The 15,845-nt window shown below is 71.6% G+C and carries 12 protein-coding genes; 3 read left to right on the forward strand and 9 right to left on the reverse strand.

What is annotated here, in order from left to right:
• Position 1 precedes the first annotated feature (1 nt).
• The 6 genes from ACFV7R_RS34920 to ACFV7R_RS34945 are packed head-to-tail and all read right to left on the reverse strand — an operon-like array spanning position 2 to position 7,654.
• Entirely contained in the window at positions 2-2,758 is a 2,757-nt protein-coding gene (locus tag ACFV7R_RS34920) for a hypothetical protein (protein ID WP_385270793.1), read from the reverse strand.
• A 1-nt stretch (position 2,759) separates the two neighbouring features.
• Positions 2,760-3,116 carry a hypothetical protein gene (locus tag ACFV7R_RS34925; protein WP_385270795.1) on the reverse strand — a complete coding sequence of 119 codons (357 nt, stop codon included), beginning with the start codon at positions 3,114-3,116 and terminating at the stop codon, positions 2,760-2,762.
• Positions 3,113-5,806, reverse strand: a complete 2,694-nt coding sequence (locus ACFV7R_RS34930) for an ATP-binding protein (RefSeq protein WP_385270798.1) — start codon at positions 5,804-5,806, stop codon at positions 3,113-3,115. Before ACFV7R_RS34930 ends, ACFV7R_RS34925 begins: the two co-directional genes overlap by 4 nt.
• Positions 5,803-6,387: a hypothetical protein gene (locus tag ACFV7R_RS34935; protein ID WP_385270801.1), complete on the reverse strand. Its 585-nt coding sequence runs from the start codon at positions 6,385-6,387 to the stop codon at positions 5,803-5,805. Before ACFV7R_RS34935 ends, ACFV7R_RS34930 begins: the two co-directional genes overlap by 4 nt.
• On the reverse strand, positions 6,384-6,725 hold the full coding sequence (locus tag ACFV7R_RS34940; protein ID WP_385270804.1) for a hypothetical protein: 342 nt from the start codon (positions 6,723-6,725) through the stop codon (positions 6,384-6,386). Before ACFV7R_RS34940 ends, ACFV7R_RS34935 begins: the two co-directional genes overlap by 4 nt.
• On the reverse strand, positions 6,722-7,654 hold the full coding sequence (locus tag ACFV7R_RS34945) for a conjugal transfer protein (protein ID WP_385270807.1): 933 nt from the start codon (positions 7,652-7,654) through the stop codon (positions 6,722-6,724). Before ACFV7R_RS34945 ends, ACFV7R_RS34940 begins: the two co-directional genes overlap by 4 nt.
• A 563-nt stretch (positions 7,655-8,217) precedes the next feature.
• Between ACFV7R_RS34945 and ACFV7R_RS34950 the strand changes: the two genes are divergently transcribed.
• The 3 genes from ACFV7R_RS34950 to ACFV7R_RS34960 all read left to right on the forward strand — a co-directional run bounded on the left by ACFV7R_RS34950 (position 8,218) and on the right by ACFV7R_RS34960 (position 12,662).
• The gene (locus ACFV7R_RS34950) at positions 8,218-9,048 is read left to right on the forward strand and encodes a barstar family protein (protein ID WP_385270810.1); all 831 of its coding nucleotides are present in this window, start codon (positions 8,218-8,220) and stop codon (positions 9,046-9,048) included.
• A 726-nt stretch (positions 9,049-9,774) separates the two neighbouring features.
• The gene (locus tag ACFV7R_RS34955; protein WP_385270813.1) at positions 9,775-11,208 is read left to right on the forward strand and encodes a hypothetical protein; all 1,434 of its coding nucleotides are present in this window, start codon (positions 9,775-9,777) and stop codon (positions 11,206-11,208) included.
• Positions 11,205-12,662 (forward strand): hypothetical protein, encoded by a 1,458-nt coding sequence (locus tag ACFV7R_RS34960; protein ID WP_385270816.1) that lies wholly within the window; start codon positions 11,205-11,207, stop codon positions 12,660-12,662. Before ACFV7R_RS34955 ends, ACFV7R_RS34960 begins: the two co-directional genes overlap by 4 nt.
• A 442-nt stretch (positions 12,663-13,104) precedes the next feature.
• Here the strand turns inward: ACFV7R_RS34960 and ACFV7R_RS34965 are convergent, their stop codons facing one another.
• The 3 genes from ACFV7R_RS34965 to ACFV7R_RS34975 form a co-directional block, all read right to left on the reverse strand.
• Positions 13,105-14,019, reverse strand: a complete 915-nt coding sequence (locus ACFV7R_RS34965; protein ID WP_385270819.1) for a replication-relaxation family protein — start codon at positions 14,017-14,019, stop codon at positions 13,105-13,107.
• A gap of 387 nt (positions 14,020-14,406) precedes the next feature.
• Positions 14,407-15,102: a hypothetical protein gene (locus ACFV7R_RS34970; protein ID WP_385270822.1), complete on the reverse strand. Its 696-nt coding sequence runs from the start codon at positions 15,100-15,102 to the stop codon at positions 14,407-14,409.
• Positions 15,103-15,219: 117 nt separating this feature from the next.
• Entirely contained in the window at positions 15,220-15,564 is a 345-nt protein-coding gene (locus ACFV7R_RS34975; RefSeq protein ID WP_385270825.1) for a hypothetical protein, read from the reverse strand.
• Between the last annotated feature and the right edge of the window lie 281 nt (positions 15,565-15,845).

A 15,845-nucleotide genomic window follows, 5' to 3' on the forward strand; every position in this document is an offset into this window, starting at 1 on the left:
CTCACTCGTCCTCACCGTCGTCCCGCCGCCGGGCCCGTTCCTGGCGCAGCCGCTCGGCCTCGGGCTCGGTCCGCCGCATCAACTCCTGCATCCGGGCCGCGGCTTCTTCGCGCGCGGAACTGCGCGCGCCCCCACCGCCGGGAAGAGCGGGGCGGGACCGTGTCCCGCTCGCCGGAGGCCGGGGTGCACTGCCTCCCAGCCGCGGAGGCGACGCCGGAGCAGGCGCTGGTGCCGCGGCGCCGCCGCCCGGAGACGCCGGCGCGCTGGGCTGCGCGGGGGCCGGGCTTGTACGGCCTGAGGAGCCGCCGGAGCGTGCCCGGTGTGGCGCAGGAGCCGGACGCGCCGTCGCGGCCGGTGACGTTGCGGTCGGCAGGCGGCGGCCTACGAACGGACCGGGCCCGCCGCTGTCGTCGGTATGCTCCCGCAGGACACGGGAGACGTGCCGCCCCGTGTCACCCCAGGCCCGCCGGTCCTCGCGGACGGTGTTGCCCCACACCCGTACCTGCTGACGGGCGTCCTGGGAGTAGCGCGAGTCTCCCGACCGGGCCCGGCGGACGTTCGCCGGCAGACCGACCGTCGCCCCGTAGGCGGCCCGACCGCCCCGGTGGAGGATGCGGTACCCGCGAAACCGCACCAGCCGGTTGTGGGCGCGCGTCGACAGCAGGGTGCGGTCGGTGTTCTGGTCGTGCAGCACCCGATCAGATCGGCGGTCGCGCACCTGACCCTGGTCGTCGCGGTACCGGTCGGGCGGCCCGCCGGGCCTGCGCGGCCCCCCACCGCCGGAACCGCCATCTCCGCCGTCCGACGGACCGCCCGTGCGTGGGTCGCCGCCAGCAGTGGGCTTGCGCCACTTGGCCAGCTGCTCGGTGTCCGGCCGCCGTCCGATCAGCAGGCTGTAGGCGCCCTTCGCGCCGAGCCGCGCGCCAAGCCCGACACCCGCTGCCGCCGCCGTGAGTGGTGCCAGACCGCGCCCGGCTTCGGCGCCTGCGTCGGCGAGGACACGGCCGGTGTCCACCGGCATGCCCGCACCGTCGAACAGGGAGTTGAGGGCGCCCATCAGCCGATGGCGGGTGCCGAGCATCCCGTACCGGCCGCTACCGCCGCCGGTGAAGGCGCGCAAGCCACCGCCGTAACCTCCCATCACGGCGGGGGAGTTCATGGCGAGGGCGGCGCCGAGCTCGGACGTGTCGCCGGGCATATGGGTGCCGCCGACCTTCGCGTAGCGCATCCGCATGGCCATGCGCCGGCCGAAGGAGGTGATGCCCGTCAGGAGCCGGCGGTGCCCGGCCGCACCGGCGATGGCGAGGACGTCGATCAGCAGGATCCGCTCCACCATCAGCTGCGGGCCGTCGGTGATGGTGGCATCGACGGCGATGCCGAAGAACGGCACAAACGCGCAGATCCCGACTACGGCCAGGACCGCGATACCCCACAAGGACAGCCACTTCCACACCGACTGGCGCGCGGGCCCAGGCAGCATGCCAGCGATGAAGGTGACGCCCCCGGCGGCCGCCGCTGCGGCGCAGATGCCCTGGGTGCCGAGCAGGACGATCGCGCTGGACAAGAGCATGCCGCAGATGAACAGCGCAGCGATCAACAGCAGTGCGGCGCCCCCGACGCGCCACCAGGTGGGCTTTTCGGCGTAGGCGGCACAGGCCTTGCCGACATCTCCGGCTTTCTTCAGGTCGGCGAGGAACGCGGCGAACTCCTGGTCTTCCTCGCTGACCACCGGGCTGGCGGTGTCCAGCAGCTCACCGCCCGGGGTGAACTCCGGCAGCGCACCTTCTTGCGGCAGCTTGTCGCCGGTGTCGCGCTCGCAGTACTGCTTGGCCGGCCCTTTGATCAGGTTGCACGGGTCGCCCTTGTCATCCTTCTCGTCGGCGCCGGCCTGGTAGCCGCCGGTGATCCACTTCAGGTGGATGGCGTACGCCTTGCGGTCGGCAGTCTTGGCCGGGTCGAGGATCCGCCCGTACTGCAGCAGCATGTACGGCTTGACGACGAGCGCGTTGGTGACCGAGTCCTGGAGGGGGCGGGCCACCTCCGCCGCGGACACCGGCGCTTCGCCCTCGCGTTCCAGGCACTTGATCTCCGCGTTGCCGGCCATGCCGTCGCACGGGCCTTTGCTGGCGAGCTTGCCGCCCCAGTCGTAGGAGTTGACGCTCTCCTGCGCGACTTCAGCGCCCACCTGCTGGGCTTGGCCCAGCGGCCCGTCCGGGGTCAGCAGATAGTCGGGGCGGACGAACACGGACGCGGCGAAGGCCGCGATCAACAACGTCAGGAAGATCTCGCCCAGACCACGGCCGACACGGCCGCGTACGAGCATGAAGGAGGCGAACACGAGTGCCCAGGCCAGCAGCACACCCTTCAGGCCGAGAGTGTCGACGACCACGCTGTTGTAGGCGTCGGCGACCGTCTGCGCCGGAGCGGTGAGGATCTTCAGCAGCGGGAACCGGAAGGCCACCTCGATCGCCCACCCGGCCAGGCCGACCAGCACCTGGATCAGGGTGAACAGGCCCGACAGGGCGAAGGCGAGCAACTGGGTTTCGACGCTGACGATGGAGCCGCCTTCGGCGTTCAGCTCGTAGCCGTTGATCGGCACCCCTTCGGAGGAGGTGATGTTCAGCGGGGCGAGCAGGTCCCCGGTCTCGCTGTTGCTGCCGGCCGCGTATACGACCTGGCTGTTCACCATGACGAACACGCCGGTGAGCAGCACGACGAAGCCGGCCGAACGCAGGGTCGCGCGGTCTGGACGGAACACTTCAGCGCCGCCTTTGCCCGGCGGCGCTCCGGCGCCGCCACACCACCAGGGCAGCCGCACCCGCACCGGCGGGCACCAGCCTCCACGCCGCACCGGCAACGTCCGGCTGCCCGGCGGATGCGGTCGTCGTGGCGCCCCGCTCGCAGTACGCCTTGGCCGGGCCCACGATCAGGTCGCATGGGTCCTGGCTCGCAGGGCGGATGTCGGTGGCGAAGGCCTTCCCGGTATGCGGCCACCACGCCTCCGGCACGCTCAATGAAAGGGCCAGGACGAGCACGCCGACCGCGACGACGATCACGGCGAGGACGCTCGCGGCCGCCGTGACGCGCCGGGATCGGTCCCAGGAAGAAGAGGTCATCGGACGTGCTCCTTCGGACGTGCATCCACGGCCCCACCGGCGGGCGGCTCAGACGCGGAGGGCGGGGCAGCGCTCGGGCGGCGTCCGGGCGTGGTGGTGATGGAGGTGGTGATGCGCGGGATGCGAAGGATGGAGACCTTGATGCGGCCGGTGTTCTGCCGCGGGCAGGTCAGCAGGAACTCGCCCTCGCGGCCCTTGCGGCCGACGGGGGACAGGCCGGTGGTCACCAGCCGCACCAATTCGCCGTCGTTGGGGTCGAGGCCGACGAACTCCAGACCACGGCGGGCGCGTTCACGGCTCGCGGTGCGGGCGAGTGCGCGGTAGGCCATCAGGCCGCGGTCCGGGCCGAGTTCGGCGGCGTCGTGGGAGCCGGCGATCAGGCCGGCGCCGTGCTTGCGGCCGTCGTGGAGGACCTCGTGGACCAGGGCGGTGCCCTCGGCCGACGAGGTGAGCCAGTACAGCTCGTCCAGGACCACCGCGGTGAACCGCCCGGGGTCCTCGAACGCGGTCTGCCGGGCGATCGCAGCGATCAGGTAGAGCACCGCACGCCCGATCAGCGCCTCCAGCGGCTGCTGGTACAGGACCTCCGGCTTGTCGAACGCGGCCTTCGGCGGCAGCTTCAGCCCCGTGGTGGTGATCACGATCATGTCGGAGGCGCTGGAGGCGTCCAGCCGCACCGGCGGCAGCGTCGGGTCGAACACCATCGCCGCCAGGGAGTTGGAGGCGACGACGCGGATGAGGCCGGCGAGGGTGGCGGCCGCGTCCTGCCGCTTGCCCGCCTCGCGCGTGGCCATCTCCTCGAGGACCTCAAGGACGCGGTGCATGGACGGCCGGTCGCCGGCGGCGGCCTGCTCGACGGCGTGGTGCAGGACCTCACCGTTGGTGCTCATCGGGCCGATGCCGAGCTGCAGGGTGAGGTAGGACAGGGCGTAGTGGCGGCCTGCGGGGCCGTCGAACATGCGCAGCGGGTCGATGGACACCTCGGCGCGTGCGGCGTCGATGATCTGGACGCGGCCCTGGGCCGCGGTGCGGGCAAAGGTGGCCCACTCCCGTACCGGGGTGCGGTCGATGCAGATCGCGCAGCCGCCGCGCGCCCACACCGCCTCCGCGATCAGCTTCTGCAGCACGCTCTTGCCCGCGCCGAGATCCCCGACGATGCCCATGGACGCGGACGCGTCCACCTTGGGCGCGTCCGCCACGTTGATCATCACGGGGCGGGTGGTGCCGCAGTCCAGGTCGATGCCGAGGAACATGCCGTCCGGGTCGCCGACCTCGCTCACGGTGAAGGCGCCGCCCAGCGCCCAGTCCTCGCTGATCTGGTGCTGGGTGAACTCCCGCACCACACCCGGCCGTACGGTGCCGGGCAGGCCCAGGGTGAACAGGGCCTGCTGCAGGCCGGCCGGGCGCACCGCCCGGTAGTCGGCGCCGCCGAGCAGCGCGGCCAGCGCGCGGGCCCGGGCGTCGCAGACGGCGGCGGTCGGCCCCCACACGGTCAGCACGGTGACCGACTGCACCTCGACCTCGACGGAGGTGCGTGAGAGACGGGCGTCCAGCTCGCCCAGGTCGCGGGCGGCCTCGGTGAGCGAGGCGGGCATGCCGGTGGGGCGGGCGTCGTACTGGTCGGCCTGGTCGATGAGTTCGTTCTTCTTGCGCCGCACCTGGTCGCGGGCCTTCTCCGCGGGAACGAGGGTGAGGTCGACGGTGTAGTCGACGGGAAAGTCCAGCGTTTCCAGCTGGGCGAACAGGTCGGCGGCGTCCTGGCTGACCGCGGGCGGGCACTCGGCCAGCGCCAGCTGCGCCTGGTAGCCGACTCCTGGGTCGGACTCGACCTGCAGCCAGCGCCGCCCCAGCGGCGAGCCGGTGTTCAGCCGCCACCAGGCCTTGCGGCCCGACCGCGTCATCCGGCCCGCGCTCTTGAGCTCGCCCGTGTCGTCCAGGTCGGGGTCGATGCCGCCTTCCTGCAGGCGGACCTGGCCGAGGTCGGCATAGCTGGGGGAGCGCAGCACACCGTCACGGAGGTACCCGCCGTACAACTCGCTGGCTTCGGCATCCGCCAGCAGCGGCTCGGCAAGGCCGCGGTGCAGGGCGTGCTGGACCATCCACACGATCTCCGCCGGGCGGGCCGGACAGAAGGCGATACCGCCGGCGAGCGCGGCCTCCACCCGCAAGGCCTGCTCGCGGTAGGCGCTCACCTCGCGTCGGGCCACCGGGGCCGGGCGCATGCCGAGCATCGGGGCAAGCTCGGCCCAGGCCGCGCCGAGGGACGCCGACACCTGCAGACCGGCGGTCTCGGTCTGCAGCGGAACCGCCAGCCACAGGGTGCGGCGGTGCATCTCCTGGCCGTCCAGCAGGTCCAGGGTCGCCTCGACGTTCTCCACCCACGGGTGTCGGCCCGCACCTGGTGCCGTGTCGGCCGGCTCGATGCCCTCGATCATGCGCAGGGCGATCTCGCCGGGATCGACCCGCGCGCACAGACCGAACAGTCGCGGCGCCCCGGACAACGACCGCACCAAATGTGTGACCTTGGTGAGTTGTTCGTCGCGGACCGCGGCGGGCACGTAGGTGCCCTGGACGGTCTCCTCGTGCTGTCCCTGCGTGTCCGGGCCGGGGTGCAGGCGGTAGACGGCCCACACGCTGCCCTGGGTCGACCACACCAGGTGCCCGGCGATGTGACGGATCGGCACCCTCACCGCACACCCCCGCCCTGCCCGGCGAGCGCGAGCAGCTGCTGCACACCCGACACCGGCCCCACCGGCACCGCGCCAGCAGCCGGCTCCATGCGGCGGCGGGCGGACGAGCGAGCTGCGGCCGGCCTGGGGTGCGGCGCCCGGTCGGTGCGCCGCCGAGCCGCTCGGGACGGCGTGATCGCCGTAGCGGGGCCGGGCACGGTCGCGTCCTCGATCGTGAAACCGCCGAGCAGCGGGCGGGGAGCGCGGTCGCGGGCGGCCCGCCCGCCGATCCGCCCTCCCTGGGGATGCCAGAGAAGCAGCACCCAGCCCAGCGCCGCCTGCAGCGGGGCACGGCCGGCGATCTTCGGACGGCGGACCGCCCAGATCGCCAGCAGCCAGGCCGCGATGGGGATCGGCCCCAGCACCGACCACCAGCTGATGGTCTTGACCAGAAGGAAGCCGCCGCCGACGGCGAGGGCGATCTGCGCCGGCGTGTACGGGCCGAGGGGGATCTTCCAGTCGGCGACCTTGCCCAGCACCCAGGGATGCCGGCGGGCGGCGGTGTAGAAGCGGCCCACCCGCGCCGCGGCGGCCGCGCTCACCGCCAGCCTCCGACGCCCGGCGAGTGGTCACGGGAAGCTGGGAGTTCGGACTGGACGATGCCGGGGACGGCGGGCGCGCCCTGGGCGGGGTTGTTGACCTCGTCCTCGAACATGTCCGCCAGGTCCTCGCGGGAGTTGTACAGACCGAGCGCGATGATCATCAGCAGCAGGGCGCCGATCCCGGCCTTGAGGCTGAACTTCTGGATCATGATCACGACGACGAGGCAGATCAGACCGGCCTGCAGCCCCTTGGTCGCCCAGTCCTGGAGCATGGTGATCCACGAGTCGCCGAGGTCGTCCAGCTGCCCGGCGAGCATCACGCTGTGCACCGTGTTCACCGCACACCCCCGTCCCGGGCGGTCCCGGACTGAAGCGCCGCGACGTCCCACCGGCCCGAGCGGGCCGTGAGCGTGAGCTCGTACGCCAGCGGCCACCGCCCGCTCTCGTCCCGGGCTTCCACCCGGGCGAGGACGCGGACCGCCGTGCCGTCGGCCGGCACCTGCTCGGCGGCCGCGGCCTCCTCGACGGCCAACACCTGCTCGACGGAGACCGCCGCGTACGGGGCGGGGGAGACGGCGGTGAGCTGCACCCCCGGCGCGAGGTAGCGGTCCACCTCGCCGGCACCGCTCAGGTAAGCGGCGAGGAACTCCCCGACGGCGGAGGACAGATCACCCTCCGGGACGGTCACGCCGTACGACGACGTCGGCACCTCGGCCGGACCCGGGCCGGCCACCACGCCCGGCGCACCGGTCACCGTGAACGAGGCGCCCGCCTCGTCGGCGGCCACCGGCACGGCGTAGTAGCGCAACCGTCCGTCGGCGTACTGCGCAGCCACCGTCACCGACCACGCGCCGCTCGCACGCTGCGCACTGCGCACCGCCGTCACGGACTGCGGCGTCGCCTGCGCACCCGCGGCCGGGTCGGGCAGGTCGACGTCCGGCGCCATCGACTGCGCAAGCCGCGCCTGCGCACTCGTCGCATCGTCGGCGCTGCTGCGCAGCCAGGCGCTGACGAACAGCTGCGCATAGCCGGCCGGGTCGGCGGCGGCCGCCGCGGTGCGCACGGCGGCGGGCTTGGCCGGGGTGGCCGCCTGGACCTTGGTCGGGGTGGAGGCGACGGCGACGCCCAGGGCGATGGGGCCGGCCGCGATCACGGTCCAGACCGCTACACGCGAGAGGCGCACCCGGCGCCGCATGGACTCCAGCCGGGCGCCGGCCGCCATCGGAGCAGCAGCCTCGCTCTGTGAGGCCTGCTTGCCAGGGGACATGGTCAAACTCCCAGGTCAGAACGTGTGATTGCTGACCTCGAGAAAACCCGCCGACCCCGACCCGACCACCGACCACGAGACCCCCACCACGGTCACGATGGGGACACGAAGCCTGTGGTCGGGGTCATGGTCGGCCCGACCACAGACCCGACCATGGGCCCGACGTGGGTCTGTCGGCGCTCACCGCGTCATCCACCAGCACCCCGCCGACGGATGTGCTAACACCCCTCTGCCGCACCCCGGCCGGCGCCGTACGCGAGTGCGCAGAAGGACACCACCAGACCCGCAGGGGCGGCCTGCGCATCGGCACACCCGGCTCTGCGCAAGAGGACATCAGGCTCCACGGGTCGTACTGCGCACCCGCTGCACGCAAACCGACTGCGCACGGCCCTCGATCGGTTGCGCAGGCCGATTGTGCAAGGCCCAGCACGGTGCGCAGTCGGGCTGCGCTTCTCTGCACTTCACCCGAACGGGTGGCGATGGGTATGTGACTTCTCAAAGGGCCTCCGAGATCGAATCAATGCGGGTGGGGTCAGGGGGTAGCCGGTAGGATCAGCGCTCTCATGGGCAGTGCGATGCGGACATCAGACCGGGGCGGAGAGGGGCAGAAGTACGCTCTGGCCTCCGACGAGGACGACACCGACTTCTGGGGCTTCGCTCACGACGCCGAGGGGTTGTTCACGCCGCTGCAGGAAGAAGAGGGAGCACGCCGAGTGCACCTCACGGGCTGTTCCCCGCAGGGCGGCCTGAAGAAGGCCCTTGACCACATCGGCAGCCGTCGCGCCGTGGCGGGGAATGCCTGGTTCCACGTCCTCGACGCCGACGGTGCCACCATGGGGTCCTACCTCGTCGGCGAACTGACTGTCGTTGACGTCCAGCCCTCCGCCCGCGGAGCTGGCCTCGTCGACCTCACGGTGACGCTGGGGTGTGATCTTGCCGTGCCCGGTTCGGACAAAGTGTGGGACCTGATCCGCACCGGTCGCCTGAACCGCAACGGTATGTGGCACGAACTTGCCCCCGAGGACAAACACGCGTGGCTGTCGGTAGCGCTGTGGTCCGACGAGTACCACCGCCGGGGGAAGCCCGACGCTCCCGCAGGCCAGGTGTTCATCTTGGATGGCCGGCACATTGATGACATCGAAAGCTTCTTCTGCGCGCTCGGTGAAGCCATCAACGGTCCCGGCGGATACTTCGGCTGGAACCTTGATGCCCTGGACGACTGCCTGAGAGGCCGCTGGGGCGCCACCCCGCCGTTCACCCTGCAATGGGAGTCCTCGGCCGAGGCCAGTGCCCGGTTGGCGGAGCGCGTGCCCACCGACGATGGCGAGGCATCGCTGTTCGACCTGCTCCTGGAAATCTTCGAGAGACGGGGCGTCAGCGTCGTCCTGCGATGACGGCTGGCCGCTTCCAAGCATCGGCCTGGGGCAAGTCATCCCGACTCATCCGGGCGGCGGCGTGCAGGGATGCCGACCCCGACCCGACCACCAACCACGAGACCCCCACCACGGTCACGATGGGGACACGAAGTCCGTGGTCGGGGTCATGGTCGGCCCGACCACAGACCCGACCACAGGCCGGCGGTGAACCGAGGACAGGACATCGCATCCGGCCCACGGCCCCGGGCCGACGACCGCTGGGCAACCACGCGCCGCCCGGCCACCGGACCCGCGCCCCGATGCGCAGACGGCAGTCGGCCGGGCCCGCGGGGCGTCTGCGCAGTGCGTCACCCGGGCCTGCGCACTAGAAGATCAGGCCCCCTCGGGCCGACTGCGCAGGCGGACTACGCATCCCGACTGCGCAGGATCCTCGGCCGGTTGCGCAGCCTGATTGCGCAACGTCCGTCCGGGGCTGCGCAGTCGGGTGCGCAACCGGTGCGCACTGGGGTGAAGGGGGCGTGGTCGGCCCGACCATGAGCCCGACCACGGCAGCTAGACGGCTACGTTGCCGGATCGTGACCGATGGTCGGGGCTCATGGCCGTCAGCCCGGTCGGGGCCGGCGGGTGAGCTGACCGCATGGAACACACATACGCCCGCGCCCCCAGGACCGCCGGCCGCCCCATCTCGGCGGGCCCGGTGCGCTGCCCTGGCCACCACGTGCGGCCCGCTTCAGGGGCGCGGTCGTGAGCCGCTTCGGGGCAGGGGTCCGCCGGGGCGTGATGGCGGCCGATCAGTTCACCCAGGTCGCCAACGCGCTGTTCCGTGACTCCCAGTTGTCGTTCAAAGCGAAGGGGATCTTCGGGTACGTCAGTACGCACCGAAACGGCTGGCAGGTGACAATCGCCGACCTCGTCCGCCTAGGTCCGGACGGACGGGAAGCGGTACGCACCGGCCTGAAGGAGCTGGAGGCGCACGGCTACCTGATCCGTGAACGCCTGCGCCGCCCGGACGGCACCCTCGGCGAGATCGTCTACTGCATCACCGACCGTCCGGCCACCCTGGACATCGCGCTGATCGAAGCCGACTTGGTGATCGCGGCCCCGGAGGCCGGGCACGCCGGCGGGTTCGGCGCGGGGATCCGCCGGGGCGTGATGGCCGCCGATCAGTTCACCCAGACCGCCAACGGCCTGTTCCGCACCACCCAGTTGTCCTACAAGGCCAAGGGACTGTTCGGACTGCTCTCCACGCACCGGGAGGGCTGGCGGATGACCGTCGCCGACATCGCCCGCCGCGGCCGCGACGGCGAGTCAGCCGTCAAGAGCGGGCTGAAGGAACTGGAGAAGCACGGCTTCCTCGTCCGGGAACGCGAGCGCGGCCAGGACGGAGCCCTCGGCGCGGCCGCGTACTTCATCACCGACCTGCCCGCCCTGCAAACCAGCAGGTCACAACCAGAGTCGGGTTTTCCACCAGTGGATGACCCTACGTTGGCTGATCGGCCCACTAAGAACACCAACAGAAAGAAAACCACTCAGCAGAACACCAGACCCCTCCCTCCCGGCGCCCGCGCAGCGCGACCGCGTGGCGAAACGCCGCCAGCACCACGGACGGCACCGACCGCGCCAGCGCCCGCGGACCTCGAACCAGGAGTCCGCCTGCTGCTGGCGATTGGCGCACAACGCCCCGAGCTGCTGCTGACCGACCAGGTCCTCACCGAGCAGGGGCGCACTGTCACCGCGATGCTGGACGCCGGCTGGACGCGCGAGCAGCTTCAGCACGTCATCAGCGACCGCCCTCTGCCGAGCCCGGTCCGCACCACCGTCGGCGCGATCATCGCGGCCCGGCTCCGCGCCGCCCAGGTTTACCCGCCGCCCGCCACCGTGGCCAGCCACCACGACACGCCCGCGTGGGACGACCCGCCGCCGCGGTCAACCACCACCACCTCCTCCGCCGCGCGCACGGTGAGCGAGGCCCTGACCTACCGGGCCCTCGTCGAATGCGCCGGCTGCGGCGTACCCGGAACCGCCCCAGGCGAGGACCTCTGCCCGGCCTGCCTCGGCTGGCCGCCGTGCCGCACCTGCCCGGGCCCCACCCCCCGCCGCGCCCATCCCGACGGCGACGGCCGCTGCACCACGTGCGCCTCCACGTTCATCGACCACCTGGAAGGAAGCACCCCGTGACGGACACACTCCACACAACGCCGCCGCCCGCGGCCGCGCACCACCGGCACCCCTTCACCCGCGACCCGGGCCGGTGGGAGAAGGAACGCATCCGCGCCCTGCGCACCGGCCACGTCCCAGGCAGCACGTGCTCGGACGCGTGCCAGCCCGTGCTCGTGCACGAACGCACCTCGTGGGGCTGGCTCACCTGGACCGTCCCCGGCGACGGCACGCTGCCCGAGGTCCCCCATCAGATCGGGGTGCTCACCCCGATCGCGACCCGCACCCAGCGCCTGGCGCTGCGCTGGCTGACCAGGCGCCCCGCCCAGCGGATATCTCTCGACACTGTCCCCGGATCCCCGCGATTCTCCGCCGCTGCCGTCGCGCTCATCAGCCTGGTCGTCGGACTGTTCGCCATGCGCCACGGCGTCCCCATCGACGTCGCGCTGCCGGCGCTGCTGCTCGCCCCGCTCCTCGCCGAGCACCTGCCCGGCCGGCTGGACGCCCGAGCCCGCGAGCACGTCCGCAGCGTCGAAGGCGACAGCGCCTGCCGCTACCTGCAGCGCCTCGCCGCCTTGCACACCTCGCTCGTCCAGGCCGCCGCCGGCAACGACCGCTACGAACTACGCCGCTCGGCCGAGATCGGCCACAACCTGCTGTGGGACGCCGCCGACCTGCTCCAGACCCAAGACACCCGCTCGGCCTCCGCCGGCCTCATCGGCCGTGAACGGCTGATGCTCCAACTCGCCCACCAGGTCGCGCAGATCATCGAGCGCACCGCCACGGAGGAAAGCGCCGCCGATGCGGACCAGACCCGCGAGCCCGGCTGGCCACTGGGCCCGTACCCGCCGGGCGTCCGTCCGACGACACCCCGCCCCACGCCGAGCACATCACCGCTGAAGGGAACTGTCCTCATGCCCCAATCCCAGCCACAGCCCGAGTCCAGCCCGGCCGTCCGCACCCCGGACGTCTACCTCCTCTTCGCCCACGAGCCGTATTACCCCGGCCCTGGCACCCAGGAGATCAACACCACCGTGGTGGCCGCCGACTCTCTGCGGCACCCGCAGGTGCGCCAGCCCGACGGTGTCCGCATCCACGACCTTCTCACCCAGGGACGGCAGTCGGGCGAGATCGTCCCGCTGGCCACCCTCACCCACGAACTGAACGGTGGCGCCGACTGGCCGACCGTCGGCGACTGGGAGGGTGTCACCAGCGACCTGGTGCAGCTCGTCCACGCAGGGCGGTGCGACGCCCTCAGCCTCGGCCTGCCCGAGATGGCGCGCGGCCTCTTGTGCACGGGGCCGCACAGCCACGTGCGCGCCTACGACGCCGCAGCTGACGACTTCATCGCATACGGGCCTGCTGAGCGCGCCGCCGTGCTGGCCGAGGTGGACGTGTTCCTCGCCAGTCTCGTGGCCGAGCAGGATCTTTGGCCCGGCGACGGCCTGCTCGCCCCGCTCACCCGACCCGTCTGAACAGACCTCGAGTTGGTTCGGCTCATGCAGCGCGGACGAGGCCCGACGAACAACCTGCCAACCAGCTACGGCGAGGCTTGACAACAGGCTGTCACACGGCGCGGCGCCCCAGGCCATCGCCTGGGGCGCCGGTTTTTCGTTCGGTCCTGCCGTCGTGACGGCAGGATTTTCATGGCTTCCTGTGCGGGGACCGCAGAGGTCCTGGGAGTACGTCGCACGGCTCCTGCGGTACGCGGCCCACACCCGCCCGCACCGCTCGTCCATGTCGACCGGGACACCGTGCCGCTCGGACGGACCGCAGCCGTCAGCCCAGCGCGGCCGCCCCGGCCCACGTCGATGCGCTCTATCGAGCGCATCGCCCGCCTTCGTGACGGGCAGGATGCGCCGCACGTGGCGTCTGCGGGCAGCTCGGCTCCTCAGCTGTAGCTCGTGCAGAGGACTCTCACAGGTCCGTCCACGGGCGGGGTTTCCCGCCGGTCAGAGGCATCCACACGGACTGGGCGGGACCGTGTTGCTCGAGGTCTTCGAGCGCGGCGGCTGCGAGGCGGACTTCGCGGGCGAGGGCCGCTACGAGCGGGTGGTGGGCGACCATGGCCTGTAGATCGCTCATGCGGTTCTCCAGCCTGGTTCGGGAGGCACCGGTGAGCACGAAGAGCACGCGCGGAAAGACCGGATACCAGCGGAGCCAGGCAGGAGGGGTACCGGCCAGCTTGCGACGGCCGACGGGCTGGGCCTCGTGCTGGAACAGGCGCGCGTACTCGATCAGTTTCACGGCGAGCCGCTCGCTGCTCATGGTGCTGCGGTCGACTTCTACGAACGCGCGCAGCTTTCGCCGGTGTGCGCTCTCGATCACGGTGTAGTACATGAGGGCGTCGGCGACGAGCCGCTCGCCCTCGCCGATCGAGTGGGACACTTCCGGCGTCCAGTCCCAGGGGCCGTGCTCGTGTCCGAGCCGGCGGGCGTCTTCGGCGAAGGCAAGGTGGGCGCGTACGACGGCGAGCGTGTGCGGGGTCTTCAGCGACGCCGCCGTCGTCGAGGTGATGGGGTAGGGGGGCCGCCCCCGCAGGACAGGCAGGTCCCGGGTCAGCCGCGCGCCTTCCTGCGTGAGGTACCAGGCGTTGGTACGTGACCGGCTTGCACCCGGCAGCGCCGTGCAGTCGACGAAGCCGTCGGAGCGCAGCTTGTTCAGGACGCGGGACAGCAGCTGCCGCGTGCCGTCCGGCCGCACCATCCTGCGCAGCTGGCTGGTGGTGGCGATGCGGTGCTGGGCGAGCGCGGCCAGGACCTGGTGATGCAGCGGTTCGGCGGGGCTGGGGGCCGAGTTGGTGGTCGGAGTGCTCGGTGTGGGGCTGGCCATGGGCATTCTTTGAGGAAACCCGTGGTCCCCGACCCAACCCCCGACCACGAAGCCCCGACCATGGTCACGAACGCGAAACAGCCTCGCGGTCGGGGCCGTGGCCGGCCTCCACGACCCCGACCACGAGCCCCGCACGCGCGCAAGCACAGCTTGCTTGGGGGTCCGCTGACCAGCCTCGGCAAGGTGGGCTGGCGCACGCGGAGGGCGGTACCACCGGAAGTTCGGCGATGGCCGGTCCGCAGCAACCGGGGCTGCTGCGGGGCGCGGTGGCGAGCCACGCCATGCCGGCCATCGTTGCGCACCCGGTCCGCAGGGGATCAACGACCCATAACCGGACACCGCGTTTATGAGGGGCGGTGGGCGAAGCGGCCGCACCTGCCGGTTGTGTCACTTGGCTTTGCGCTGCGCGGCCTGTTCGAGGATGCGCCGGCGGGTCCACCGGCGACGGCCGCCCTTCTCGGAAACAGCGTCCACGGTCTTCAGCAGGGGCAGGTTGCCCTGGCCCAGACTGCTGCTGAAGGAGTTCAGGCTCTTGAATCCGAGCAGGGCCGCTGCCTGCGATGCGCCCAGCAGCTCGTCTGGGTCACCATCGATGGGGACGTCCGGCAGAGCGGGCGCTGCGCGTTTGACGCTGCGCTTCCCGCTGCCCGGACGGGTGTCTTTCCAGTCCAGGAGCGTCTGCACGCGCCACTTCGGACGGCGGTAGGGCCTTTCTGGAGTGCCGAGTTCTTCGACGACGTCCGGCTCGGGAAAGTAGCCGGGGTGGTCCCGCAGATAGGTGTTGACCTGCTGGGGATTTTTGTAGCCGAGGAACCGAGAGGCCTGGGCTCCGGTGAGCAGCTCGTCGGGATGGAGTGTGGGGGGTTTGTACTGCTGCAGACGGGGCGCCTTCCGCCGCTGGGTGAACCACTTGTCGACCTCGTTCTTGTCCCACTGGCGGGCGCGGCCGCGGCGGCCGACGATCTCCGGGAATCCGTTGGTCTCCCGCTCGAGGTACAGGGCGCTGATGCGTGCGGGAGTCAGCCCGTGTTCTGCGGCGATCTCTGCAGTCTCGACGAGTTGCGGCGTGGATCGGGCAGCCATGACCTGAACCGTCCCATCCCGTAGCGAGGAGCCGGCCCGCCCGGCTCGCAACGCATATAATGGAGTATGTTTTCGGTGGGTGTCCAGTCGTCCGCGGCATCCAGCCGATGCCCGACTTCACTCCTCTGGAATGAGGCTGACCCCCCTGCGGGCGGCGTCCTCGGCCATCTCCGTGTACGCCAGGGCGGCGGGGGTCATTTCCCATTCGGTCAGGGTCAGCAGCAGGAGCAGCTCGTCGCGGTCCTGAGAGGCGTCGCAGGGCATGCCGGCCGCGGTCACGGCCGCCACCAGATCCCGCGTGCGGAGCCCGGCGAAGCGGGCCGCCACACTCTGGCGCAGGCTTTCAAGGCCCTGCTGGTACAGCTCGTTCGCTTCACGCAGGAGCAGCAGCAAGTCCCCGCCTTGGCAGGCCGGTGCGGCCGCGGCGAGGTCGAGGAGGCGCTGAGCGGTCGTCGTCATCATGGGCAGTATCCCTCCCCGGAGGGCGTGAGGTTCCGGGCGATGGTCGATTACAGCCGCTGCAGGCCGACCGGTGCTGGGCGGCGAGATCCGCGGCTTTGCGGGGCGGCTGCTGCAGCAAGCGGCGGACCTGGTGTTCGAGCAGATCCATGTCGGGGCCGTTGTCGGGGCAGATGATCCCGGGGTCCGGGGCGGTGGACTGACGACTAGCCTTGATCAGGTCGGTGATGCGCCAGTCGGGCCGGAAGGTGTCCCCGGTGGCCGCTCTCCACTCCGGCGATGCC

This window comes from Streptomyces sp. NPDC059866 (assembly GCF_042731325.1).
In the GTDB taxonomy this organism is placed as follows: Bacteria; Actinomycetota; Actinomycetes; order Streptomycetales; family Streptomycetaceae; genus Streptomyces; species Streptomyces flavusporus.